This is a genomic window from Bacteroidales bacterium (assembly GCA_014860575.1).
Lineage (GTDB): Bacteria > Bacteroidota > Bacteroidia > Bacteroidales > JAAYJT01 > JAAYJT01.
Map to the genome: position 1 here is coordinate 94,383 of JACZJK010000042.1, position 24,726 is coordinate 119,108.

Annotated in this window: 22 protein-coding genes; 6 read left to right on the top strand and 16 right to left on the bottom strand. The window is 42.7% G+C overall.

The window, feature by feature from the left end; all coding sequences use genetic code 11:
• Nucleotides 1-250: 250 nt before the first annotated feature.
• Complete coding sequence (locus tag IH597_11585; GenBank protein ID MBE0663095.1) at nucleotides 251-1,171, bottom strand: YitT family protein; 921 nt, start codon at nucleotides 1,169-1,171, stop codon at nucleotides 251-253.
• 297 nt (nucleotides 1,172-1,468) lie between these two features.
• Here IH597_11585 and IH597_11590 point away from each other — a divergent pair, with 297 nt between their 5' ends.
• The 5 genes from IH597_11590 (at nucleotide 1,469) to gldN (ending at nucleotide 7,498) form a co-directional block, all read left to right on the top strand.
• Entirely contained in the window at nucleotides 1,469-2,431 is a 963-nt protein-coding gene (locus IH597_11590) for a type IX secretion system membrane protein PorP/SprF (GenBank protein ID MBE0663096.1), read from the top strand.
• 96 nt (nucleotides 2,432-2,527) lie between these two features.
• Entirely contained in the window at nucleotides 2,528-3,883 is a 1,356-nt protein-coding gene (locus IH597_11595) for an SUMF1/EgtB/PvdO family nonheme iron enzyme (protein ID MBE0663097.1), read from the top strand.
• A gap of 48 nt (nucleotides 3,884-3,931) precedes the next feature.
• Nucleotides 3,932-4,975: a gliding motility protein GldL gene (gldL, locus tag IH597_11600; GenBank protein MBE0663098.1), complete on the top strand. Its 1,044-nt coding sequence runs from the start codon at nucleotides 3,932-3,934 to the stop codon at nucleotides 4,973-4,975.
• A gap of 51 nt (nucleotides 4,976-5,026) precedes the next feature.
• Entirely contained in the window at nucleotides 5,027-6,598 is a 1,572-nt protein-coding gene (gldM, locus tag IH597_11605) for a gliding motility protein GldM (GenBank protein MBE0663099.1), read from the top strand.
• Nucleotides 6,599-6,640: 42 nt separating this feature from the next.
• Entirely contained in the window at nucleotides 6,641-7,498 is an 858-nt protein-coding gene (gene gldN, locus IH597_11610) for a gliding motility protein GldN (GenBank protein MBE0663100.1), read from the top strand.
• Nucleotides 7,499-8,012: 514 nt separating this feature from the next.
• Here gldN and IH597_11615 read toward each other — a convergent pair.
• From IH597_11615 to IH597_11675, 13 genes are all read right to left on the bottom strand, one after another.
• Nucleotides 8,013-8,720: a UMP kinase gene (locus IH597_11615; GenBank protein ID MBE0663101.1), complete on the bottom strand. Its 708-nt coding sequence runs from the start codon at nucleotides 8,718-8,720 to the stop codon at nucleotides 8,013-8,015.
• 53 nt (nucleotides 8,721-8,773) lie between these two features.
• On the bottom strand, nucleotides 8,774-12,067 hold the full coding sequence (gene secA, locus IH597_11620; GenBank protein ID MBE0663102.1) for a preprotein translocase subunit SecA: 3,294 nt from the start codon (nucleotides 12,065-12,067) through the stop codon (nucleotides 8,774-8,776).
• 148 nt (nucleotides 12,068-12,215) lie between these two features.
• On the bottom strand, nucleotides 12,216-12,437 hold the full coding sequence (locus IH597_11625; protein MBE0663103.1) for a DUF2795 domain-containing protein: 222 nt from the start codon (nucleotides 12,435-12,437) through the stop codon (nucleotides 12,216-12,218).
• Between the two features lie 97 nt (nucleotides 12,438-12,534).
• Entirely contained in the window at nucleotides 12,535-13,104 is a 570-nt protein-coding gene (locus IH597_11630) for a cob(I)yrinic acid a,c-diamide adenosyltransferase (protein MBE0663104.1), read from the bottom strand.
• Between the two features lie 105 nt (nucleotides 13,105-13,209).
• The gene (locus IH597_11635) at nucleotides 13,210-13,941 is read right to left on the bottom strand and encodes an ABC transporter ATP-binding protein (GenBank protein MBE0663105.1); all 732 of its coding nucleotides are present in this window, start codon (nucleotides 13,939-13,941) and stop codon (nucleotides 13,210-13,212) included.
• A gap of 139 nt (nucleotides 13,942-14,080) precedes the next feature.
• The gene (locus tag IH597_11640) at nucleotides 14,081-14,869 is read right to left on the bottom strand and encodes a class I SAM-dependent methyltransferase (protein ID MBE0663106.1); all 789 of its coding nucleotides are present in this window, start codon (nucleotides 14,867-14,869) and stop codon (nucleotides 14,081-14,083) included.
• A 45-nt stretch (nucleotides 14,870-14,914) separates the two neighbouring features.
• Nucleotides 14,915-15,541 (bottom strand): dTMP kinase, encoded by a 627-nt coding sequence (tmk, locus tag IH597_11645; GenBank protein MBE0663107.1) that lies wholly within the window; start codon nucleotides 15,539-15,541, stop codon nucleotides 14,915-14,917.
• A 185-nt stretch (nucleotides 15,542-15,726) separates the two neighbouring features.
• On the bottom strand, nucleotides 15,727-16,728 hold the full coding sequence (locus IH597_11650; GenBank protein MBE0663108.1) for a PD40 domain-containing protein: 1,002 nt from the start codon (nucleotides 16,726-16,728) through the stop codon (nucleotides 15,727-15,729).
• Between the two features lie 64 nt (nucleotides 16,729-16,792).
• Nucleotides 16,793-17,488, bottom strand: a complete 696-nt coding sequence (locus IH597_11655; protein ID MBE0663109.1) for an SDR family oxidoreductase — start codon at nucleotides 17,486-17,488, stop codon at nucleotides 16,793-16,795.
• A 135-nt stretch (nucleotides 17,489-17,623) separates the two neighbouring features.
• The gene (locus IH597_11660) at nucleotides 17,624-17,938 is read right to left on the bottom strand and encodes a GIY-YIG nuclease family protein (protein ID MBE0663110.1); all 315 of its coding nucleotides are present in this window, start codon (nucleotides 17,936-17,938) and stop codon (nucleotides 17,624-17,626) included.
• Between the two features lie 3 nt (nucleotides 17,939-17,941).
• Nucleotides 17,942-18,865, bottom strand: coding sequence for a hypothetical protein (locus IH597_11665; GenBank protein MBE0663111.1), 924 nt, complete (start codon nucleotides 18,863-18,865; stop codon nucleotides 17,942-17,944).
• Between the two features lie 152 nt (nucleotides 18,866-19,017).
• On the bottom strand, nucleotides 19,018-19,680 hold the full coding sequence (locus IH597_11670; GenBank protein ID MBE0663112.1) for a hypothetical protein: 663 nt from the start codon (nucleotides 19,678-19,680) through the stop codon (nucleotides 19,018-19,020).
• Nucleotides 19,681-19,811: 131 nt separating this feature from the next.
• Nucleotides 19,812-21,350, bottom strand: a complete 1,539-nt coding sequence (locus IH597_11675) for a YifB family Mg chelatase-like AAA ATPase (GenBank protein ID MBE0663113.1) — start codon at nucleotides 21,348-21,350, stop codon at nucleotides 19,812-19,814.
• Between the two features lie 385 nt (nucleotides 21,351-21,735).
• On the opposite strand from IH597_11675, the gene IH597_11680 reads away from it, so the two are divergent.
• Entirely contained in the window at nucleotides 21,736-22,662 is a 927-nt protein-coding gene (locus IH597_11680; protein ID MBE0663114.1) for a prenyltransferase, read from the top strand.
• A gap of 96 nt (nucleotides 22,663-22,758) precedes the next feature.
• On the opposite strand, the gene IH597_11685 is transcribed toward IH597_11680, so the two are convergent.
• Both IH597_11685 and IH597_11690 read right to left on the bottom strand, forming a co-directional pair.
• On the bottom strand, nucleotides 22,759-24,081 hold the full coding sequence (locus tag IH597_11685; GenBank protein MBE0663115.1) for a DUF92 domain-containing protein: 1,323 nt from the start codon (nucleotides 24,079-24,081) through the stop codon (nucleotides 22,759-22,761).
• Between the two features lie 147 nt (nucleotides 24,082-24,228).
• Complete coding sequence (locus tag IH597_11690) at nucleotides 24,229-24,717, bottom strand: LytTR family transcriptional regulator DNA-binding domain-containing protein (protein MBE0663116.1); 489 nt, start codon at nucleotides 24,715-24,717, stop codon at nucleotides 24,229-24,231.
• Nucleotides 24,718-24,726 lie beyond the last annotated feature (9 nt).

Sequence of the window (24,726 nt, forward strand, 5' to 3'; positions counted from 1 at the left end):
TTCATCAAGAGCCAAGAAACAAGAGACAAGAACCAAGACACAAGAACCAAGACACTAGAGACAAGAGGAGCGCAGAGCACCATGTTAAGAACCCTAAAACCAAACTAAACCTCTAAACTCCTAAACCCTATAAACCTGGTACCACGACCTTGAACTAACAATAGAACAATTGAACAATAGAACATTCGAATTATGAACCCGGAACCTTGAACCCGGAACGTCAAACCTCGAACGCCGAACACCGATCTCCTCAATCCGCTACTTTCTCGTCAAGCGATTTGAAGCCTTCCCCGATGATATCGTTGGCATCCATCACGGTAAGGAATGCCCGGGGGTCGGTTTTATGTATAAACTCCTCGATCATGGCCAGTTCACGGCGGTTCACAACTGTGAAGATGATTGTTTTTTCTGCGCCGTTAAACATACCTTTCCCGGAAATGAATGTGCCTCCGCGATCCAGGTCATTGATGATTTTATCACGGATGGCGTCGTATTTATCGGAAATAATAAACAGCGTTTTGTCGTAATTAACGCCCTGCATGACCACATCAATTACTTTGCCGGTAATAAATATTACGATCCAGGAATACAAAGGAATTTTCCAATCGCCAAAGGCTGCCAGGCCCACCAGAACGATCACGGAATCAACATAAATGATAAGTTGACCCACCGGCAGCCGGGTGTACTTGTTAAAGATCATAGCAACAATATCGCTGCCTCCGGAGCTGGCTTTTGATTTAAAGATCAGCCCCAGCCCGAACCCGATCAGTACTCCGCCAAAGATTGATGAAAGTAGCGCATCGTTTTCAACCAAGGGCAAATCGCCCCGCCAGTAAGTTAAGCCATCCATGAAGGCTGAGGTCAGCACAAAACCCAGCACAGTTTTAACTCCAAACTTTGGTCCCAGTACCCTGATTCCAATGATTGTGAGTGGAATATTTAGAATCAGCCCCATTAAACCAATAGGAAATCCATCCGGAGCAAAGGAAAACATTCCCTTGGTCATAAAATGGATCACAATAGAGATCCCATACACACCTCCGGGAACAATCCTGTAGGGAGTGATAAAAAATACGAATCCCGCTGCAAGTATAAAGGACCCAATGACGATCAATCCATAATTGATCAGCCAACGCCTGGAAAAGGGTTTTTCCTGTGAAATAAAGGACATGTTGTAATGAATTGGTGATTGAAAAATTTAAATGCGACCGCAAAATTAGAAGTTTATCATGCAGGATAAATCCATCCTCATAATAAAAGGAGCTTCATTGAGTTATTTTAGTCTGTTAACGCTTAAGATTTCAATGTTATCAATAGGGGCAGGCAAAAAAAAATTGTATTATTGCACCGTTTTAAACAAATGGTGGTCGTTGCCGGTTTACAACTATTTGATAAACAGTTGATGTCTTTTAATTGCGATGATTATTGTTTTGATTGCCCGACTATTTCTGACATTAAGATCATTTGAATGCACTTTTTTGGTAAAATTATTTTACTCTTGCTTACCACTTTTTTTGCAATGCAAACCAAGGGGCAACAGGAACCACAATTCAGCCAGAATATGTTTAACCACATGGGCGTAAATCCCGGTTTTGCCGGGCTTAGCAATGCTATTTGCGCTACAGGGCTTGCAAGACAGCAGTGGGTTGGGTTCAAGGACACCTCCACAGGCGAAAGGGTCTCACCCGAATCTTATCTAATCACCGTTGATGGCACCGTGCCTGCATTAAGGGGTGGAATTGGCGGAAGTGTGATGCAGGAAAATCTTGGATTTTTTACAATCAACGATGTCCGCCTTGGTTATTCTTATCATAGAACAATGCGTGAAGGTCGGCTGGGAATAGGCTTACAGGTAAATTTTATCAATTCGGTTCTGGACGCAGGCAAATTTCAGGCTGTTGATGAGACTGACCCGAGGCTTAACAGCCTTGGCGGCGGTGAGGCCAGCATTATGATGATTGATATGAACTTTGGGCTCTTTTATCAAATGCCCGGAAAATATTATGTTGGTTTTTCCTCATCAAGATTGCTTGAAAGCAGCAAAGAATACAGCAATGCCGCGGGTGCATTTAACAATTTCAGGAGGCATTATTTTTTATCGGGCGGATACCAGTTAACGCTGGCAGGAAATTCGGCCTACGAATTACAGCCTTCGGTATTTATAAAGTCCGATGGAGCCAGTATTCAATATGATTTTAATACCCTTGTCATGTATAACCAAAAGGTTTGGGGCGGATTAAGCTACAGGCCTCAGGATGCAATAGTGCTATTAGTAGGGGCAACATTGAATGAATTAAGAATTGGCTATTCCTACGATGTACCTCTTTCAGCCGTTGGGGCAACAGGCAGCCATGAAATAATGATCAATTATTGTTTTAAGCTGGAGTTAGAACAAATACGAAAAAGTTACCGCAATACCCGTCATTTATAATTAATACTTACCTTTGGCCGCCAAATTTAAAGGAGCGGTAAATAATAATAAGATGCTATATCCGTTAATCTGCTTAATGAACACATTGATTTAACAATGAAACGATTATCCATTTATTTTCTTAGTCTTGTCCTGCTTGGCAGTTGTGGAAGCGCCGGCAAAGGAGAACTGGTTGGAGTTCAAAAACGCACCAAATTTTATCAGCCCGACCCTTATGGAATGGCATACATCCCAATGGGAAGTTACTCTATGGGCGTAGGTGATGAAGATATTACTGGGGCTTTTGTGCATCAACCCCGAACGGTTTCCATTTCCGCATTTTTCATGGATGAGACTGAAGTTACCAATAACGAATACCGCCAGTTTGTCCATTGGGTGAGGGACTCCATTGCCCGTTACCTTCTTGGCGAATCATTTCCGGAAACTTATCTCATTGAAGAAGACAGAAGGACCGGTGAAGTATATGACCCGCCACGCATCAATTGGGACCAGGACATCGAATGGGACGGAGAAGAAGAACGGGCCATCCTCGAAGACATGTTTCTTCCTGAGAACGAGCGCTATTTCCGCCTCAAGGAAATTGACTCACGTAAACTCTATTATGAGTATTATTGGGTTGATCTTCGCGCAGCCGCTTCAAAAGACTATACCGGAGGGGATTCAAAAGACGGCGCTTTTGCGAACCGTCCACAGGGAATGCGCGACCGCTCGGTATATGTGCGCAAAGAAGTAATCAACGTTTTTCCTGATACCCTTGTGTGGATACATGATTACGCCTATGCTTTTAACGATCCCTTGACAGAAAAATACTTCTGGCATCCGGCTTACGACCATTATCCTGTGGTAGGTGTGAACTGGAAACAAGCCCGTGCTTTCAGCATCTGGCGTACACAATTACTCTCTGCTTATCTTGTTGGCCGTGGTCAGGCTACTGTTATGGATTTCCGCCTTCCTACCGAAGCTGAATGGGAATGGGCAGCACGTGGCGGAAACACCCTTAGCCCTTATCCCTGGGGTGGGCCTTATTCCCGCAATGATCAGGGTTGCTTCCTTGGCAACTTCAAACCTTTACGTGGCGATTATGCCGTTGATGGCGGTCTTACCACATTGATTGTTGCCCATTATCCACCCAATGATTTCGGACTTTATGATATGGCCGGAAACGTGGCTGAGTGGACCAACGATGCTTACCATGAAGCAGCATATAACTTTACCTGGGACCTGAACCCTGCCTATACCTACAACGCCAGCGAAACCGATCCTCCGGTGCTAAAGCGCAAGGTAATCAGGGGCGGTTCGTGGAAAGATATTGCATACTACCTGAACACAAGCACTCGCTCTTACGAATACCAGGATACGGCGAAATCTTACGTTGGATTCCGCAATGTACAAAGTTACCTTGGCCGTCAACAAGGCGATAACCCGAGAAGGGCGTCAAGAATATATAATTAGGATCTACTCTTTTAACTACATCATTTTTAATTTAAACATCAAATCAAAATGGGTCTGAACAACATTGTAAGAAGCAAAGGCTTCAGAAACTTCATGTCGAAGCTTTATGGATGGGGAGCTGCATTGGTAATTTTAGGTGCACTATTCAAAATCAACCATTATCCTTATGCTGACATTATGCTGATCGTCGGACTTGGTACCGAGGCAATAATATTCTTTTTCTCAGCGTTCGAACCACCCCATGTTGAACCCGACTGGAGCCTTGTGCACCCTGAACTTGCTCACATGTATCATGACGGCAAAGACGGCCCGAAACCAGCCATGAAAGTGGCATCGAAACAAGGCTCAGCCTCTCAGCAGCTTGATAAAATGCTTGATGAAGCCAAGATAGGGCCCGAACTGATTCAAAGCCTTGGCGATGGATTGCGCAAATTCAGCGACAATGCAACACATCTTGCTGATGTAACTACTGCAGCCGTAGCCTCCAAAGAATTCGTCAGCAGTATGAAAGGTGCATCAGCATCGGTGAACAAGCTCACCGAAACTTCTGGATTGGCATCAGAAATTTTAGAACAGAACAGTCTGGCTTCAAAAGAATTTGCAACAAATATGAACAATGCTTCCCGGAAAGCTGCAGATTTAACAACTGCTTACGTAGAAGCATCGGCCACTATTAAGGGAGATATAAATGCTACCGGTGAGTTTTCGCAGGCAGTAAAGAAAGCTACCCTTGCCGCAAATGAATTATCACAACATTACACACATTCAGCTGAGCAGATTGCAAAATCAGCCGAAATGCTTGACCTTACCAAGATTGATGGTAGCGACTACAATACACAGCTCAAGAAAATATCAACAAACCTTTCTGCTTTAAATACGGTTTATGAACTCCAATTGAAATCGCTTAGCGAACAAATTGAAACTAGTAGCAAACTTCAGGGAACGGTAAATCAATTTGTTTCAAACGTTGATATGACCGCTGAAAACATGAACAAATACAGGCAGGAGGTTGATGCGCTTACCAAAAAGATATCCGCTCTCAATAATGTTTATGGCAATATGCTTACAGCCATGAATGTAAACCCTAAATAATTCAGGGATCAAAAAATCATCTTGTTTAACAAAAAATAACTAATCTGAATTATGGCTGGATATAAAGAGACACCGCGGCAAAAGATGATCGCCATGATGTACCTGGTGCTCACAGCCTTGCTGGCACTCAATGTGTCAGTTCAAGTGCTGGACGCTTTTGTGACGGTGAATGAGAGCATGGAAGCTACCAACGAGAATTTTGCAGAAAAGATTGAAGCGACTTATTATTCCTTTGAGAAACAAAACCAGCTTAACCCTGCCAAGGTTGGCCCCTTTTACAGCAAAGCCCAGGAAGTAAGAACTTTGTCGAACGAAATTGTTGAATATCTCAATGAGATGATTGTTGCCGCAATTGCTTATTCTGAAAGAATTGATATTGAACAAGCCAGAACATTATCGCTGCGCGAAGCCAAAACAAAAGATAAGTACGACGCAACCACCACTTTCTATATTAATGAAAAGCGGGCGGAACAGATCAAAGAACGCATCGTGCAGTACCGCGAAAATGTACTGAACGTGCTTGACCCCGTTGACCGCGAAAGAATCAAAATAGGCCTTGACACCGAAGGGCCGTTCTATGATAAAAGCGGCAACAGGAATTCCTGGGAAATGCACAACTTTTATCACACTATTCTTGCTGCCAACACTACCATCCTTAACAAGATGATCAACGAGGTTCAGAATGCCGAATATGATATTATCAGTTTGCTCTATTCTGCTGTTGATGCCGATAGCTATAAATTCGACAAGATTGATGCAAAGGTTATCCCGTCAAGCAACTTTGTATTCCTTGGCGATACTTACCAGGCCGAAATCCTTGTTGCAGCTTACGATACCAAAAGTACTCCAGAAGTATTATTCGTGGATGGCGCTGAAAGCGTTACCGAACAAAATTTACGCACTGCCCGCCGGATCGCAGGTAAAGACGGTGCGGTACTCATAGAACTCCCTGCCAGCAGCGAAGGCCTGAAGCGTTATGCAGGCACAATCCAGGTTCCAGATCCAACCGGACAAATGAAATCCTATCCTTTCAGTCACGAATTTATGGTTGGAAAACCTTCTCTTACAGTGTCAGCAACCAAGATGAACGTATTTTACGTGGGCGTTGATAACCCGGTTTCTATCTCTGTTTCAGGTATGGCGGATTCCCAGATTCAACCCCGGATATCCTCCGGTGAGATTAAAAGGGTTGGCAATGAATGGATCGTAACGGTACCCGAAACTTCCCCCACTGCAGTGATCAGTATATTGGCAGAAGGACGGCAGATGGGATCTTCAGAGTTTCGTGTAAAACGTGTTCCCGACCCTACAGCTACCATTGCCGGTATCAATGGGGGAAATATTGACAAGAGCCGCCTGCTCGCAGCAACTGCTATCATTCCCACCATGCCTGCCGATTTCGAATTTGACCTCGATTTCAGGATTACTACTTTTAATTTTGTGGCAACTAGATCAGGTGATATTTTCCAGCGTCCGGCCAATGGTAACCGCCTTTCAGAAGAAATGATTACCTATATTCAGAATGCCCGCCGTGGCGACAGAATCTGGCTCGAAGATATTGTTGCAAGAGGTCCGGATGGTGGTTCACGCCGTTTAGGAACAATCAGTCTCACAATACAATAATCGTTTTTGAGTTATAAATAAACGCAATTAAACATTCAAACAATGAAAAGATTAATCCTGGCTCTGGCAATCATAGGAATCAGTGTTTCCTTTAGCACCCAGGCTTTCGCTCAGATCCTCGACAGTCCGCCCCGCGATGCTGTTTACGATAAAATTCACACACCTGAACGCGGGCCTATTCCGTATGCTCACATCCGTGAAGCCGATGTAATGTGGATGAAACGCATCTGGAGGGTGATAGATATGCGCGAAAGAATGAACCAGCCATTCTATTATCCCGAATATCCGCACAACGGTTGGAGAAACCTGATTACCGTGCTGATGGATGCATTGAAAGAAGGCTCAATTACAGCGTATGATGCTTCAAGTCCGACGGATGAGTTCCTTGTGCCGCTCACCTATCACGAAATTATGCGCAGGCTCGAACGCACTGACACCATGCGTTACCAACGTCCGAACCCGCCTTACGAATGGTATGATACCGTTGTTATTACCAGGTTCAATGCGATGGATGTGAAACGGTTCAGGGTTAAAGAAGACTGGGTGTTTGACAAGCAACGTTCCATGATGGAAGCCAGAATACTGGGTATTTGCCCGGTTCGCGACAGCTATGATGAGCGTGGCGAATTGCGTGGTTATGAGCCTCTTTTCTGGATTTATTTCCCAGAAGCCCGCAACGTGCTGGCCAAGGCCGAAGTTTTCAACAGGTTCAACAGCGCACACCGGCTAAGTTATGATGATGTTTTCCTCAAGCGCATGTTTGCCAGCTATATCTACAAGGAAGACAATGTGTACGACCGCCAGATCAGCGATTATGCCATCGGCCTGGATGCATTGCTCGAAGCCGAAAGAATCAGGAACCAGATGTTCCTTTGGGAAACGGATTTGTGGGAATACTAAGCGTATAAACGAAATTACAGAAGGCTGCTTTATTCAAGGCAGCCTTTTTTTGTTCGGAATGAAGCTATTATTTCAGCAAGCTACAACAACTTAATATTACTAAGGAATTTTCATAATGCCATTCAGCAATTCGTAAAAGGCTTGTTTCTGACCGTCAGACCGTTCAAAGCGGTCTGACGGATAAAGTTAGGATTAGCTCAAAGCAGACAAGTTGTGATCTGGAATTGTAAATAGGCACTAAGCAGGAAAGTGTTATTCATGTTTCCGGAGTGACTAAACACTCCTGTTCAAGATTGTTAAGCACTATTGTGTAGCTACAAATGTTTATCCACTACGTAGAAAATAATAGAAATACTAAACCCATAATCTACAATACTTTATCCGCTACGCGGAATTCCCTTTTACGAAGCGGGTTCGCTGCAGGCAATAAAAGTATTGCAGCGAAATGTACAAGAACGTGTCTTCGCGTCTCCCGATAGCCATCGGGAGCGCCATCGCGGTGAACACACCCGGCTCAGGCAGAAACGAAAGTTCCTATGTTTTCGCCCTCAATAATTTTCTTCAGGTTGCCCTTTTGGTTCGCATTGAAAACCACCACAGGCATATTGTTTTCGCGGCATAGCGTAAATGCTGTGAGATCCATGACCCTTAATTGTTTATCAATGGCTTCATCAAAGCTGAGGGTGTCATATTTCACAGCATTGGGGTCTTTTTCGGGATCGGCAGAATAAATGCCATCTACCCTGGTCCCTTTCAGGATCACATCGGCCTTGATCTCAACAGCGCGAAGTGCCGCAGCCGAATCAGTTGTGAAAAAAGGATTGCCGGTTCCCCCACTGATGATTACAACTCTGCCTTCTTCAAGTTTCTGTATGGCTCGCTCGCGGCTGATTTTTTCGCAAAGCGGATCAATGGCAATCCCACCCATTACCACCGATGGAATATCAATATTGTCAAGAACCTCCTTCAGGCCAAGACTATTGATCACTGTAGCCAACATGCCCATATAATCGCCTTGTACGCGGTCAATGCCCGTGGTGTTGCCCTGGAAACCCCTGAATATATTTCCGCCGCCAAGCACTACGGCTATTTGGGTTCCCATAGCATGAACAGATGCAATTTCGGTGGCATACTCTTCCAGTTTTGCAGCGTCAATTCCATATTGGTTATTTCCTGCCAGCGATTCGCCGCTAAATTTCAACAAGATTCGTTTATATTTCATCTGCGATTGATTTAATAAAAATGAGATGTATACACGAGAAATAGTATTCAGGATCAAGCCATTTTCCCATGGCATTGTTTAAACTTCTTTCCGCTGCCGCAGGGGCAGGGGTCATTGCGGCCAACCTTCTTTTCGACCCTCACCGGCTGTGTGACCTGTGGCTCACTTGTGCGGTGTGCCTGCGAAAGCATATCGGTACGTTCGGTTTTGAGCCTGCTGTTGTCAATTCCTTTCGGGGCTTTGGCTTCGCGTACATTATCGGCATTTTGAAGTGGCAATTTGCCTTTGATCAAAAATGAAACAATTTCGCGGTTTACTTTCTGCATGAGCGTTTTAAATAGCTCAAAAGATTCAAACTTATAGATTAGCAAGGGGTCTTTTTGTTCGTAGGTGGCTGATTGTACGCTTTGTTTCAGCTCGTCCATTTCGCGCAGGTGGTCTTTCCACGAATCGTCAATCATGGCCAGTGTGATCCCTTTTTCAACGGATACCATTACTTCGCGGCCATGATCATCATAGGCTTTTTTAAGGTTCGTAACAACCTGCATGGTTTTGATACCATCGGTAATGGGTATCGCAATATTCTCGTACCGGGTTTCCCGTTCAAACACATCCTTGATGATCGGGAAGGTTTTCTCGGCGATAAAATGCGATTTGTCCTTGTAGTTCTTTGATGCGGCTTCAAATAACTTCTGTGTGATAACAGCCTGATTTGCTGCCAGAAATTCCTTTTCGCTGATTGGGTTTTCAAGCGCCAGGGTTTTCAGGATTTCCATGCTGAAACCTGTATAGTCGCGGTTGTCCTGGTAATCACCAACAATCTGTTCGCAGAGGTCGAAGGTCATGTTGGAGATATCAATGGCAAGGCGTTCGCCAAACAAAGCGTTGCGTCGTTTTCCGTAAATCACCTCGCGCTGGGTGTTCATTACATCGTCGTATTCCAGCAGCCTCTTGCGAACACCAAAATTGTTTTCCTCCACCTTTTTCTGCGCCCTTTCAATGGACTTGGTAATCATGGAGTGCTGGATCATTTCACCTTCTTCCACACCCATACGGTCCATTATTCGTGCAATCCTGTCCGAACCAAACATGCGCATCAGATCATCGTCAAGCGAAACGAAGAACTGTGAACTTCCGGGGTCGCCCTGACGTCCGGCACGTCCGCGCAACTGCCGGTCAACACGACGCGACTCATGTCTTTCGGTTCCAATGATGGCCAACCCACCGGCATCTTTAACACCAGGTCCCAGCTTGATGTCAGTTCCACGGCCTGCCATATTGGTAGCAATGGTAACGGTTCCAGCTTTACCGGCTTCAAGAACAATGTCCGCTTCCTTTTGGTGAAGTTTTGCGTTCAGCACATTGTGCCTGATGGTTTTGCGCTGAAGCATGCGACTCAGCAACTCAGAGGTCTCAACCGATGTTGTACCTACCAGCACCGGTCTGCCTTTATTCACCAGCGCTTCAATTTCATCAATTACGGCATTGAACTTCTCGCGTTTTGTTTTGTAAACAAGGTCTTCGCGGTCGTCGCGGGTAATGGGTTTGTTGGTTGGGATCACCACCACATCCAGCTTATAGATGTTCCAGAGCTCACCGGCTTCAGTTTCAGCAGTACCTGTCATACCAGCCAGCTTTTTATACATCCTGAAATAATTCTGCAGGGTAACGGTAGCGTAGGTTTGCGTTGCAGCCTCAACCTTAACATTTTCCTTGGCTTCAATTGCCTGGTGCAATCCATCAGAATAACGCCTGCCTTCGAGAATACGGCCGGTTTGCTCATCAACGATCTTCACCTTGTTATCCATCACAACATATTCTACATCTTTTTCAAACAGCGTATAAGCCTTCAACAGTTGATTGATGGTGTGCAAGCGTTCTGATTTTATTGAAAAGTCCTGCAATAATTCATTCTTCTTTTCAATCTTTTCTTTATCGCTGATTGTCATTTTCTCAATTTCGGCAACGGCGGCGCCCATATCGGGAATGATGTAGAAGTTAGGATCTTCATACACCGTTGTGATCAGATCAATGCCTTTTTCAGTTAACTGCACCGAGTTGTTTTTTTCTTCGATCACAAAATACAGCTCATCATCAATGATGTGCATGTGTTTTGACTGCTCCTGCATGTAGAAATTTTCGGTTTTCTGCATCAGAGCTTTCATGCCCGGTTCACTTAAAAACTTTATCAGCGCTTTGTTCTTTGGTAAGCCGTGGTGGCTTCGCAGCAGCAGTTCCCCGCCATGCTTCTCATTTTCAGGAGTTGGTACCGGGTTCTCAAGGATTGACTTTGCATCGGCCAGCATTTTTGTAACCAACTGCCTTTGGGCATTGTAAAGTTTCTGAACCTCTGATTTGAAGGCTTCAAATTCCTGTTTTTCGCCCATGGCTGTTGGGCCGGAAATAATCAATGGCGTACGTGCATCATCAATTAAGACCGAGTCAACCTCATCAACAATTGAATAATTATGTTTGCGCTGCACCAGGTCGTCCACGTTCCTGGCCATATTATCGCGCAGGTAATCGAAACCAAATTCATTATTGGTTCCGTAAGTAATTTCGGCCTGATATGCATTGCGGCGGGCGGGAGAGTTGGGCTCGTGCTTGTCAATGCAATCAACCCTGAGTCCGTGAAACTCAAACAACACGCCCATCCATTCCGAGTCGCGGCGTGCCAGGTAATCGTTTACGGTTACTATGTGAACCCCTTTGCCGGGCAGCGCATTCAGGTAAACCGGAAGGGTAGCCACAAGGGTTTTACCTTCACCGGTTGCCATTTCGGCAATTTTCCCCTGGTGCAGCACCATACCACCGATAAGCTGAACATCGTAATGCACCATGTCCCAGGTAATCTTATTTCCACCAGCTGACCAGCTATTCTGATAATAAGCCTTATCGTTCTTCACTTCAACATGGGCGCGGGTTGTGGCAAGGTTGCGGTCAAAATCATTGGCTGTTACTTCAATCAATTCATTTTCCTTGAACCTGCGAGCGGTTTCTTTGATCACCGCGAAGGCTTCCGGCAGAATCTTGTTGAGAATTTCCTGGGTTTTCTCGTAGCTTGTTTTCTCCAGTTCATCAAGTTCCTTATAAAGATTTTCCTTCTCATTCACATCCATATCGTATTCAGTATCGAGCCTGAGCTTGAGTTCTGCAATACGGTTTTCCTCAATTGAAAGGAATTCATGGATTGTTTTTCTGAATTCTGCTGTCTTTAACCTGAGCTCATCATTGCTTAGGTTTTTGATGACTTCATAAGCTTCTTTGATTTTTGCAAGTTGTGGCAGAACTGCTTTTACGTCACGCTGTGATTTTGTTTTGAATAGTTGTCTGAAAAATGAAACCATGATGCTACGTTCTTTATGTGAATAGGTTCAAAAAACCTGTTGTATTTCAAGATATTGCTTACTACAGGATAATTCCTGTTTTTTAAAAATCATGCAAAGGTAAAGGAAAAATGGTTGAAGCCGCCTTGCGGGCGGCTTCAAATAAAGGTTAGTACTCGTCTTCGTGGAAAAAGAAATCTTCCTTTGTTGGGTAATCTGGCCAGATGTCTTCGATGCTTTCGTAAATTTCGCCCTCATCTTCAATTTCGTTGAGGTTTTCGATAACTTCTGGCGGAGCACCCGATCTGATTGCAAAATCAATCAGTTCTTCCTTGGTTGCAGGCCAGGGAGCATCTTCGAGTTTTGAAGCCAATTCAAGGGTCCAGTACATTTATGGAATTAGGTGTTAGTTTTTTGCAAAAGTAATTTTTTTAACAAATAAATCAAGTGTTTTGTTAAATATCTGATATAAACAGTAAATCAATAGCTTAGCCTTCAATCCTTGCCTTCCATTGAATTTCTTCGCCGTTGTGATCGTAAATAAACTTGCGTGCGAGCACAAAAAGGTAATCAGATAGCCGGTTAAGATACCTGATAACGACAGGCTCAACAGGATGTTGCATGTCGAGTTTAATTGTGATTCGCTCGGCACGCCGGCATACGCAACGTGCTATATGCGCCAATGATGAAAGGCGATGCCCGCCCGGAAGAATAAACGATTTCAACGCCGGAAGTGTTTCATTCATGAGGTCAATTTCCTTCTCAAGAAGCACCACATCGCTATCGCTTAATTGAGGCAATTTTACTTTCGGTGGATTGTCAGGGTCGGCAGCCAGAATAGATTCGGCAGTGAAAATGCGGTCCTGCACTTCACGAAGGATGTTGAGTGTATGTGCATCGGCGCCTTCGTCACAGATCAAACCGATGAATGAGTTAAGTTCGTCGAGTGTTCCGTAGGCTTCAATCCGATCGTGGAATTTGGGTACACGAGTTCCGCCAAGCAATGAGGTTTCACCTTTGTCGCCGGTTTTAGTATAGATTTTCCATTCCTGGCTCATACTTTTTGGTTGTTATTTATTAACGTTCATTGGAAACGGAATGCGGTTTGTTTTGTTCAGTGCTACGCAAGCCCCAAGCTCCAAGCACCTGGCTACTTTGAACCCTTATATCCCAGCGATCTTTTCTTCTTCGCTTATCCTTCGTGCTTCACGATTCACTTCATCAGAGGCTACTTCACCATCAATCAAGCGGATAATGCGGTGGGCGTGGCGGGCTATATCTTCTTCGTGTGTGACCACAATAATTGTATTTCCTGCACGATGAATGTCCCGTATCAGGTTCATGATTTCCACCGTGGTTTTGGAATCGAGATTTCCTGTTGGCTCATCAGCAAGAATAATAGATGGATTGTTTACCAACGCACGGGCAATGGCCACACGCTGGCGCTGTCCTCCGGATAGCTCATTTGGTTTGTGGTGGGTGCGGTCGGCCAGGCCAACGGAAGTCATCACCTGTGTTGCCCTTTCGGTGCGTTGCGCTTTGCTGATTCCCGCGTAGATTTGCGGGAGGATCACGTTTTCAAGCGCAGTACTTCGGGGAAGCAGGTTAAAGGTTTGGAAAACAAAACCAATTTCCTTGTTTCTGATCTCGGCCAGGTGATTGTCATCCAGTTTGCTAACATCTTTTCCATTGAGAAAGTACTGCCCTGAAGTGGGTGTGTCGAGGCAACCTAAAATATTCATCAGTGTTGACTTGCCTGAACCCGAAGGCCCCATCAGCGCAACAAATTCGTTTCTTTTAATACTCAGGTTGATTCCCCGCAAAGCCCTTACTGTTTCGGCTCCTACGTGATAGTTTCTTACAATATCATTGAGTTGGATGACTTCCTGGTTCATTGTGTTCAATTTGTTTTACAAGCAAAAATACTAAACTTTTATAGTTGCCGGTTCGAAACAGGAATTAAACAAGCCATCCTCCTACTGCCTGCCTCCTACCTACCGACTTCTGACTTCCGACTTCGGACTTTCGATCCCATTATCTTATCACAAAGTTCTCCTTACTCAACTCTTCCCTGAAAAAAACAATACCGAACCTGAAAAGATCAATGCTCACACTGACCTGCGGATGGGCTTTAATTTTCGTCCAGGCTTGCTTCATTCCTTTCGACCAGTAAATGTCATCAAAAACCAGGATAGTACCGTTATGCGATTTCTCAAGGCAAGCATTGAAATAATGCAAGGTTGGTTCTTTGCGATGATTTCCATCAATAAAGGCAAAATCGAGCCGGGGCATTTCCTTAACAACATGATCGAGCATATGGCGAAACTCCCCGCATCGCAGTTCAATATTTTCAAGTTGGTGATCCTTGAAATTCTTTTGGGCAATTTCGGCGGTGGTGGCACATCCTTCGATGGTTGTGATCCTTGCATCGGGGTTTGCAAGCGATAAGTACATGGTGCTGATCCCCAGCGAGGTTCCCAACTCAATTATATTTTCTGGTTTGTAATGCCTGACAATTCTAAAAAGTAATTCACCCATACGGGCCGGCACACCGGAACCTCCGGCAATTTGACCTACCCTTCGGAAGCGGGTCTTAAAACGGTGCTTTCCTGCAAAAGCTCCGAAATCAGTTATCTCAATCAATTGCTTTGAACGGCGAAAACGGTTTCTGGCGTTTTTTACCAATTCATATCCGGCGAAATAAGTTTTATCATGCAGTACTTCTGTAATAAACTGGTACACAAAAGGCGAATGAATGCCATGAGCGGACTTTGATTTCCGCAAATAATCAAGGTAATTGATTAAATGGACAAGCTTTCTCATGGTCCAAAAAAGGGGAGGTTAAAATTAAGCAAAAAGTCTGTATGATTATGGAGTAGCAATCTGAGAAATTGCATTCCAAATATCCGATGCTATTGCTTCTGGCGCCCGGTTGCCATCTGTTACAAAAATCCGTTCTTTATTCCTGAGTAGCTCAAACACTTCTGAATATTTGTTTCTTACATTTCTGAGATTATCCATTGTTTCGTAAAGTTCGATTGAGTTTCTACCGCTATTTAATCGCTGCATGCTGATTTCGGGTGAAATGTCAATATAGATGTTTAAATCAGGACGAAGCAGGTCAGCGCTTAATGAATTGGCTTCAATTACCCAGTTAAGCGGCATGTGTATTCCCTGGTAAGCATAGGAAGAAAAATAATACCGGTCGGTAATAACGGTGTAACCTTCTTCCAGCATTTTCAAAATTCCGTCAGTTTTGTTTAGCAAATGGTTTAGCCTGTCGGCGACAAAAAGGCCTGCAATTACACGGTGGTCGGCCTCTATTTTATGCTGGAAGATGTTTCGGATGATGGAACCGATTGGACTATCTGTAGGTTCAAAAGTGGAATAGACTTTATGACCGGCTTTTATCAAACTCTCAGCCAGTAGTTTCACCTGCAAGCTTTTCCCACTTCCGTCAATGCCCTCAAAGGCGATAAATAAATTATTTCTCATTGTTTATTGTTCGTAGTACTTTGTTGGTTTTTCAAGTTCAAAGATAGGCTCATTTATTTTGAATTATTGGACAGATGCAAAATACAATCTTGAAAAATGAACAAGAAACACGCATGTGTCCAATTACAGAAGTGTTTTGAACATTCTTAGGCGCTCTCCAATGTTTTTTCTGTTATTGGACAATATTATTCCTTTGCAATTCCGACAAAATACAAGTCAAACCCTCCTAATCCGCCCGGCCTGTTTGACGAGAACACCATCATTGTTTGGGTCTGAGAAACACCTTCATCAATCAGGACAGGCCTAAACTCATCAAATTCTGTATTGATCGTTTCTCCGAAATTTATAGGTTCGCACCATATTCCATTTCCCAGGATGCTATAATACAAATCATAACCCCCATAACCACCTTCCCGGTTTGATGCAAAAACCATTTTATCCTCAAAGAAAAACGGACATTTATCATCTGAACTGCTTGATAAAACTGTATCCCTGAAAATTTCGTAGCTTAAATTTTCCGATAGCAATAGTTCAATGTCTGTTTCAGGGTTCACATTCACAAAATAGAAGTCAAAACGTGCTCCATTTCTGTTTGAGCAAAAATTTAGCTTAGTCCGTCCGGAATTGAAAGCGGGATACATATCTTCAAATTCAGAGTTTAGAAACGAAACTTCTTCGGGTTCTGAGAAATTTTCATCAGTTTTATTTGAAGTAAAGTTGATTTGTGAATTTCCTGTTATGTCTGTAGAATACAATAAAGTGAAATTATACTTATTTGAACTGTAAGCAGGTATAAGGTTTGGCCCAAACTCATTTCCGGTGGTGGTAATTTTCGTAAGACCCGTTTTAATGATTTCATAATCATTCATATATATTCCCCAATTATCGTATTCATTTGTAACTTTTAAAATTCCTGTTGTTTTATCAAAATTTACATTCATGGGTTGGTAAATAATGTCAAACTCATTTCCCTGGCTATTTCTATTTGTTGAAAAGCAAAATGGAAGTAAGAAACCTAAACTGGGAGCTGTGGAGTTATAATCATCATACGCTGTATTAAAATCAGACAGATTTACAGGTGTTTCCGGCAGGCTACCTCGTTCAAATTTATAGCCTTTGAAAGGTTTTTCGCAGGAGCTTGAAGCAAGTAACAAAATTAGTAATACCATTATTGTAATATTATTCATCTGTCTCATTCTTAGTATGGTGTGTTATATCAGTCAGCCCGGTTGTTACGATGCTTAAGGGAATTTAGATTTTAGAATCAATTGCAGAGAAAAATTGACCATTTGGCCCATCATCGTCAACTAAAACAGGCGCCAGTACTCCTGGTAGCACGGCTTCAACAGGGTTTTCGGCATTTACACCACCCATATCCGTCTTTATCCAGCCCGGATCTATATAATTGATTCGAACTGGTGTATCCTTTAGTGCAGAAGCTATATCGTGGGATAACTTATCCACTGCCCATTTTGATGCACCATAAGGAGCTAACTGCGGTTGGTTCATTATTCGTGAAGTAGTATTAACAACCCTCCCAAATTTATTTTTAATCATTGAAGGAATAAATGCACCGCAAAGTTTATACATGGCAACTACGTTGACTTTGTACGTTTCCAACCAGTCCTCTGATGTGTGTGCCCATATGTCTCCCCGATAATCCCTCATTATAGCCGCATTATTGTATAATATATCAACTGACACATTTAAAGCGCTCACCTGACCTATGAGATTGCTCACCTGTTTTTCATCAGACAAGTCGCCAAAAACACTATATGTTTTCACGGGAAAGCCTTTCAGCAGCTCCAGCGTTTTTTTAGTATTTTCTTCCTTTCTGCCGTGCACAATAATATTGCATCCGTGTTGGGCAAGGCCCAGTGCTATTTGTTGTCCGATACCACGGCTAGAACCTGTTATCAGAGCATTTTTCCCTTTTAGATTTATCATTTGATCTGAATTTATGGTGTAAATTGGTTCAATCCTGTTCTTGAAAGAACTCTTCGCTGGTTTCCTGGCAAACCGCATCAGGCAATGCAAACCGCTCAGAGGCCTTTTTATTGGGCAATGTTATTAGTATTCTTTTTATTTCGTCAATACTTCATTTAGTTCTTGCACTTCTTTTTCGGTCAGGTCAAACCATTCTCCCCTGACCCTTTTGTCAGCGTATGATTGATGTAATGCTAGTTCAAAACTAGTTGCAATTTTTCTGTTGGGAAAACGCTTGTAACAAAGCATTTCTATCGTCGGTTTTTCGCTTTGGAGTGTTTTCTCTCTATATCCTGGCTTATTGGATATTCCGATTTTATGATAGTTGTTTGTTAAGTCAATCATTAGATAAACATAGCAATGATCATTGTCGATTGTTATTTCCGCAGATATATCTTGCTTGTCAGTCAATGGCTAGTAATTGTCTATTTGGTTTTGAACAAGATCGAAATACTCTTTGACAAGTTTTCTAACTGCGTACTGGGCATCACTATCAAGTTGCCCTGAAACCTTTTTATCTGACTTAGCAAATTCAATTTGCCATTGAGTAAAAACTTGATTTTTCAAGGTTTCCAGTTCACTTGTTGTCAATTGTACTTTGGTTTCGAAAATGTGACCCCAAGCATAATGCTCTGAATATTTGTATGGCTTTGAAGATATTTCAAGTTTTATGATTTCTCCATTACTGAAGAGGAAGGAAATTGCTGATCCAATTGTCAATTTGTAATCTTTAGTTGGGTATTTGAAGACAGCGTAATCCTTGTTGTCTGTGCAGTTGATCGTAAAGAAAAGGGTGTCATTGTTTATGTTTCCAGCAAGAAACATGAAGCTATCGAAAGTACCCCTGTCATACCATTTATCTGGTCTCCGGCCAGCAACGACCTCCCATTTAATTTCTTTTATCCCTGTGAATTGGTCTGTTAATATGAACGGAACATTCTCGAATCTTTTGTCTTTAAGTTCTTGGGCTTTTTGGTCATCAATCTCTCGATGAATACTGAATATTTTTTCTTTGTCCTGTAAGTAATTGAGATTGTTTTCTGTCGGTGATTGTTTATGTATCTCTAGATACCCACTTACAGTCGCGTAAAGGATTATTGGTTTTGTCCATAATTTCTCAATTTCAAATTCACAGAGCGTCTCGCCTGCCTTAACATAGTCACCACTTGATTTGCTCCAATGTTTAACCCACATTTTGTGATGTCGGTATTCTTGTGGAATTACGTCAAGTCCGAATTTGAAGTTAGTAGTGTTGTCATGCTCCTCATTTGCTGTCTCCAATGTAGGTTTTGAAGGTGTCAGGGCAGTCTGCATTTTCTTTTTGAATAAGTTAAACATTGTCGTCTTTTAAGGGGTGGTCAATGTTCAGTGTATATGATTAGTTACGGATTGCTGGGCACTTTCCTGTCGAAAAGTACCGAGGTTGTTGCGGGTGATAATGTTGATTATCTGCACTTAAACCGCAATTAATTATATACACCGAGGCATATTTATTTCCTATTCATTTTACCTCTCTCAATCATCTCTCTAATCTCGGATTCAACATCGACTCTAATCCATTTTTCAGAAATAGAATCAAAATATACGTAATCCGGATGTTTATATTGATCATTCGCTTTTTGTTCCCTTAAGAAGTCCAGTACTTTATCCAGGGAGTTTTGGATTACTGCTTCATCCAAATCACCCTTTAGATCCATATTGAAAGTTGTATTTCTATCCAGTGAAACCTTTAAACCAAAAGAAATCTCTTTCCTTTCTGAAATTTGAGAAGTAGATCGAGTGTAAAATTTATTTCGAATTTTTTTCCATGAAGAAATCAATAAATACTTTATTACATCCCAAGTTACATTTGAACCAGTGCCTTTGAGCAATTCAACTATTATTGGTGGAGCTAACGAAATGTAAGTGACAAGATCAAACTTGTCCATGCAGGCATACATTACACAACTTTTATCAAATCGACTTAACTCAAGGCCTACACCAATAAGTTTATTTTCATATTCATCAAAATCAGTCTTTGAAAAAATTGAATTTAAATATTCTATATGGATTACATTTGGCCCATTTTTAAGGTATTTCTCCTTTTCAATCATTTTTTCCTTATATGCTTTCCATTCCTCACTATTCAGCAAATCATTTAGTGAATCTGTCATAATTGATGTTTTAGTAGGGTGCACTGTTAAAATCATTTATACCTTTGACAAAGTCATACTATCACACCCCCAATTGTCAGTATATGTATGACTGCTTTCATCTTTTAACATTTGCTTACAATCGTATTTTTTTACCCTCCCCACGTTTCCCTGTCCAGGCTACGGTAATGGATGGCTTCGGCCAGATGCTCGGTTCGGATATTGGTGCTGTCTTCAAGATCGGCAATGGTGCGGGCCACCTTTAGGATGCGGTCGTAAGCCCGTGCGGAAAGGCTAAGTTTTTCCATGGCGGTTTTCAGCAGGGTTAAGCCGGTATTATCAATTTCACAAATGGTTCGCAACAGTTTACTGCTCATCTGGGCATTGCAGAAAATATTTTTGTGTTCCTCAAACCGTCTTTCCTGCAAATATCTTGCTTTCTCAACTCGCTCACGAATAATGGCGCTGGGTGTTGAAGGCTTCGTACCTGTCAGTTCTTTAAATGGAACCGGCACCACTTCAATCTGAATATCTATCCGGTCAAGCAAGGGGCCGCTTATTTTGTTGAGGTATTTCTGAACCGTACCTGGCGGGCAAACACAGTCACGTTCCGGGTGATTGTAAAAACCGCAAGGGCAGGGGTTCATGGCTGCCACCAGCATAAAACTGCTGGGATATTCTACTGTGAACCGGGCCCGGGAAATCGTGATCACGCGGTCTTCAAGCGGTTGCCTGAGCACTTCCAGCACCGTTCGTTTAAACTCCGGCAATTCATCAAGGAAAAGTACGCCGTTGTGCGCCAATGAAATTTCCCCGGGCTGTGGGTTCGAACCGCCACCCACCAAAGCCACATCGCTGATGGTGTGGTGCGGCGAGCGGAAGGGCCTCACCGAAACCAACGAGGCTTCCTTGCTCATTTTCCCGGCTACGGAATGGATCTTGGTGGTTTCCAGCGCTTCATGCAAATTGAGCGGGGGCAGGATGGAAGAAAGCCTTTTGGCAAGCATTGTTTTTCCTGATCCCGGAGGGCCAATCAAAATTACATTATGACCTCCGGCAGCGGCAATTTCCAGCGCACGCTTTATGTTTTCCTGTCCTTTTACATCGGAAAAATCGTGCTCATAATGGTTCAACTGCGAATAGAACTCTTCGCGGGTGTTCACATGCACACGATCCAGGTGGCCGTTGCCATCAAAAAAATCAATCACCTGTTTGATGTTTTCAGCGCCATAAACCTCGAGATCGGAAACAATTGCAGCTTCGCGGGCATTCTGCATAGGCAGTATAAATCCTTTGAACCCCTGCTTGCGTGCCTCAATGGAAATAGGTAAAGCACCTTTGATAGGGTGCAGGCTGCCATCGAGCGAAAGCTCACCCATGATGATAAAATCTCCGACACGGTCGGCTTGTATCTGTCCGGATGCGGCAAGAATTCCGATGGCCAGCGTAAGGTCATAGGCCGATCCTTCCTTGCGGATATCGGCAGGCGCCATATTGATCACAATCTTTTTGCCGGGAATTTTGTAGCCGTTGTTCCTGAGCGCCGCCTCAATCCGCTGATGGCTTTCTTTCACAGCGCTGTCGGGCAAACCCACCATCATAAACTGAACACCGATATCAATATTTACCTCAACGGTGATTGTAATTGCATTGATACCGTAAATGGAGCTTCCGAAAGTCTTGACAAGCATAATTCAACAATTAGGAGGGTCAGAAATAACGTTGCTGAAAATTTGAATAAAAATAGGAAATAAATCAAAGGCAATATTGGTTCAGCAAAGATCACATCATTTTTTTATTAAAAAGAACAGAAAAGGGAGAGGTTCACATTCACAAGGATGGAACAGGGAGATAATCCGGTTCAGACTATATTTGAAAACGCAATGAACACATTGGCAATATAAGCTGGTGTTTACGCGAAAATGTAAATAACGAAGTACCTATCCTTCAAATTACCCAACCAATTCCAAGACAGAGCAGGAATCATTTAACCCAAATTTATGTAAAATTGAAGTTGACTTGAACTCTTTATACATACTCTAGTTTATAAGTGTATTAAACAAAGATTTATTAACCATGAGTACAAAACCTGGTATCGCCAAAATGGTCAGAGCACAATTTCTGAGCTCAATTGTTGCCCCAATTATAGTGGGTACATTGTTGAGCGTTTATATTAACGGTAGTCTGGACGTTATCAACTTTATAATCGTATTGGTCATCGGAATCGGCCTGCACGTAGCCACCAATGTGTACAATGATATATACGACACCATCCAGGGTACCGATAAAGTGAATGTACACCGCAATGAAGCCAGTGGCGGATCAGGCGTCTTGCTCGACAATCCTGCACTTTTTGGTAAAATGTATTTTCTTGCCCGTGCCGGCCTGCTAGTGGCGCTTGCAGGAACCATTGCGCTTACATTTCTCATAAGCCGGGAATTGTGGCCATATTTATGGGGATTATTTTTGCTTTCGGCATTTTTTAGCAAGTATTATACTGCTCCTCCCATCAAGCTTGCCTATCGGGGCTTGGGCGAGTTTTTCGTTTGGCTTGCATTTGGACCAATGGCTATTCTCATTGCCACCGTAGGCCAGGGTATTGGTTTTCATCCTATGGTGCTTCTACTTATGCCCATTACAGGGCTAAGCACCTCATCCATTTTACTGGCTGGCCAATTGATTGATTTGGATGCCGACCGCGATGGCGGAAAGCATGGAGTGGCATCACGCATGGGCACCCGCTTTACATCGGTATTATATATTTTGGTGCAACTTGCCATAGTCGCCAACATTATTGCGCTTTATTTTTATTACCCCGGAAACACCTGGGCATTGCTCTTGGCTCTGATTCCCTATGTATTCATATTTCCGAAGGCAGCGGGTATCATTCTTAAACACCATGATGATGCGGATAAAATTAAAGTTGGTGCAAAATTCACCGTACTTGTTCATATAGCATTTTCCTTCCTGCTGATTGTGGGGTTTTTGATTTATTTGATTTAAAAGGTGTTTCTCAAAACGGCAAGTTGATACCCTTGTTATTTTGGGATCCGACAATGCATAAGCTTGTTGAAATTCCAAATTTTTTGTGACGCAATGTTAGAATAGATATCTCAACAAAAGAAAAAACAGAAAGGCCGTAAACGAGCCACCAAGGTTTACAATATCATTGGGCGACAATGATTCCTGGTTTATCCTGTTCTGAAAATAGAGCCGGTTCAACAACTTCCCTTCTACAAAAGTACCCAGCAAGGTATCGGCAAAACATGCCATAAATGCTGAAAATGAAAGCAATGAAATGACTTCCCAGTTCCATTCACCAAAAAATAGGTAAAAAGAGACTGAAGAAATAAAAAATGCGCCTGCCATTGCTGCCAGCGTTCCAAAAAATGAAATTCCTCCTGTGATCCCAGCTTCATGGAAACGAAAATCAGCCAGGGAAAAACTGCGTCTATTTAATAAGGGACCTATTTCACTGGCCCAGGTGTCAGCGGTAACGGCAGCCACAAAAGCAATGAAAAAGTAAATGAAAATTTCATTTTGAGTAATTAGAAACAAAGCCGAGCTGACAAGCGCCCATAAAATATTAGCCGTAACCTGCCATACATTTCTGCTGCCGGATTCTTTTTTCTTCTTCTTTAATCCCGAATGAATTTTTGTGAAAGCCACCGAAGTAATGAAAAACATCAGCACCGGCAGAAACCATTTCCATCCAATAACACCCAACAGATAAAACCCCAGCAAGAATGAAACAAAGCTTCCGATGCGGGACAGGATGCGTAATTTATACAAGAAAAAACTTCCTGCTGCCATAATTAGCAACACTCCAAAAAGGAATAAATAATCTGCTTGTTGGGTCTGGGTTAGTTTCAAAACTATTGCCAGTCCAACGGGAATTGTAAAATTATCAGAACCCCGCCATGAAGCAAGCTCAAGAATTACTGCAAGAAAGAGCAGCGTGGCCATGAAAAATATATCGGCAGTAAGATTGGAGGGCAAAAAGATGTAAAAAATGATGAGCGCTGAAAAGACGTATCCCACAATGCCATGCATGCTTTTTTTGTCATGTAGGATAATTACAATCTGATTTCCATTTTTAATCTGCCCGGCAAAATTTGCCAATGTATCCGAAACCGTAAGAACCAACAGGCTGGTTTGAAAGTAAAAAACAGGCATGTTATATAGAATCAGAAAGGACGATAAAATCCCAAGAGGATAAAAAAGTGTACCAAAGCTTTTATAAGTTGTTTTGTGAAGCAGATTAAGCTTCTTGTAGTTAAACGTCAGAAAAGAAAAAAATGATCCTGCAATAATGAGCCACAAAAGAGTTTCCCTTTGTAAAAGAAAAGTGAGAGCAACGATCATCAGACCTGTAATCAGGTGTGTTAATTTTCTGATGACCAAACTTTTGGGATAAGTCATGAAAAACTTGTCAGCGTATGAATAAGCAACAGTCATTTACTGTCATTTGTTTCAGAAGCTTAAAGTTTCCTTGCATAATCGCCTTCGGTGTCGCCGATTATCCTGAGGAACAAGCATCACAATGCAGGGCGTGAAAACTGTTCAAATTTAAAAAAGAAAGCTTTCGAGGTCGCCGGCGATCCTTTCCTGCCTGATGAAATCCACAGGAATTTTCACACCATCATTCAATTCCAGGAAGGGTTCTTCACCAAATTGCAGCTTCATGATTGCTGAAATGCTGACCAGGTGATCATGATGGACTCTTAAAAATCCATGTTCTCCCAGTTTATTCTGCCAATAACGAATGTCTTCGTTGGTTCGCAAGGAATTGGAATTGCTAAGAATTAGCAGTGACTTCCCCCGGATTGCCTCAACCCTGATGATTTCCGAAAAACTCACAAGATAATTGCTCCCTCCTGACTTTACGGTAAGCTTCTTTTGTCCGGGTATTTCCGTGATGCTATCAAGCAATAATTGCTTAGGTAAAGAATTTCCGGTAATTGCAACATCATACTGCACATGCGTACCAAGCAACTTCAGGAAATTCTCAAGCGATGGCTTGCATTTGGTATCGTCAATGATGATGATGCGTTGCATAATAGTTAA

Bases quoted from the DNA above. Each gene is read 5' to 3' on its own strand.
- secA (MBE0663102.1), bottom strand. From the start codon at position 12,067: ATGGTTTCATTTTTCAGACAACTATTCAAAACAAAATCACAGCGTGAC.
- IH597_11675 (MBE0663113.1), bottom strand. From the start codon at position 21,350: ATGCTTGTCAAGACTTTCGGAAGCTCCATTTACGGTATCAATGCAATT.
- IH597_11635 (MBE0663105.1), bottom strand. From the start codon at position 13,941: ATGAACCAGGAAGTCATCCAACTCAATGATATTGTAAGAAACTATCAC.
- IH597_11680 (MBE0663114.1), top strand. From the start codon at position 21,736: ATGAGTACAAAACCTGGTATCGCCAAAATGGTCAGAGCACAATTTCTG.
- IH597_11595 (MBE0663097.1), top strand. From the start codon at position 2,528: ATGAAACGATTATCCATTTATTTTCTTAGTCTTGTCCTGCTTGGCAGT.
- IH597_11650 (MBE0663108.1), bottom strand. From the start codon at position 16,728: ATGAATAATATTACAATAATGGTATTACTAATTTTGTTACTTGCTTCA.
- gldN (MBE0663100.1), top strand. From the start codon at position 6,641: ATGAAAAGATTAATCCTGGCTCTGGCAATCATAGGAATCAGTGTTTCC.
- IH597_11640 (MBE0663106.1), bottom strand. From the start codon at position 14,869: ATGAGAAAGCTTGTCCATTTAATCAATTACCTTGATTATTTGCGGAAA.
- gldL (MBE0663098.1), top strand. From the start codon at position 3,932: ATGGGTCTGAACAACATTGTAAGAAGCAAAGGCTTCAGAAACTTCATG.
- IH597_11590 (MBE0663096.1), top strand. From the start codon at position 1,469: ATGCACTTTTTTGGTAAAATTATTTTACTCTTGCTTACCACTTTTTTT.
- IH597_11690 (MBE0663116.1), bottom strand. From the start codon at position 24,717: ATGCAACGCATCATCATCATTGACGATACCAAATGCAAGCCATCGCTT.
- IH597_11625 (MBE0663103.1), bottom strand. From the start codon at position 12,437: ATGTACTGGACCCTTGAATTGGCTTCAAAACTCGAAGATGCTCCCTGG.
- IH597_11685 (MBE0663115.1), bottom strand. From the start codon at position 24,081: ATGACTTATCCCAAAAGTTTGGTCATCAGAAAATTAACACACCTGATT.
- IH597_11615 (MBE0663101.1), bottom strand. From the start codon at position 8,720: ATGAAATATAAACGAATCTTGTTGAAATTTAGCGGCGAATCGCTGGCA.
- IH597_11655 (MBE0663109.1), bottom strand. From the start codon at position 17,488: ATGATAAATCTAAAAGGGAAAAATGCTCTGATAACAGGTTCTAGCCGT.
- IH597_11670 (MBE0663112.1), bottom strand. From the start codon at position 19,680: ATGACAGATTCACTAAATGATTTGCTGAATAGTGAGGAATGGAAAGCA.
- IH597_11630 (MBE0663104.1), bottom strand. From the start codon at position 13,104: ATGAGCCAGGAATGGAAAATCTATACTAAAACCGGCGACAAAGGTGAA.
- IH597_11665 (MBE0663111.1), bottom strand. From the start codon at position 18,865: ATGTTTAACTTATTCAAAAAGAAAATGCAGACTGCCCTGACACCTTCA.
- tmk (MBE0663107.1), bottom strand. From the start codon at position 15,541: ATGAGAAATAATTTATTTATCGCCTTTGAGGGCATTGACGGAAGTGGG.
- IH597_11585 (MBE0663095.1), bottom strand. From the start codon at position 1,171: ATGTCCTTTATTTCACAGGAAAAACCCTTTTCCAGGCGTTGGCTGATC.
- gldM (MBE0663099.1), top strand. From the start codon at position 5,027: ATGGCTGGATATAAAGAGACACCGCGGCAAAAGATGATCGCCATGATG.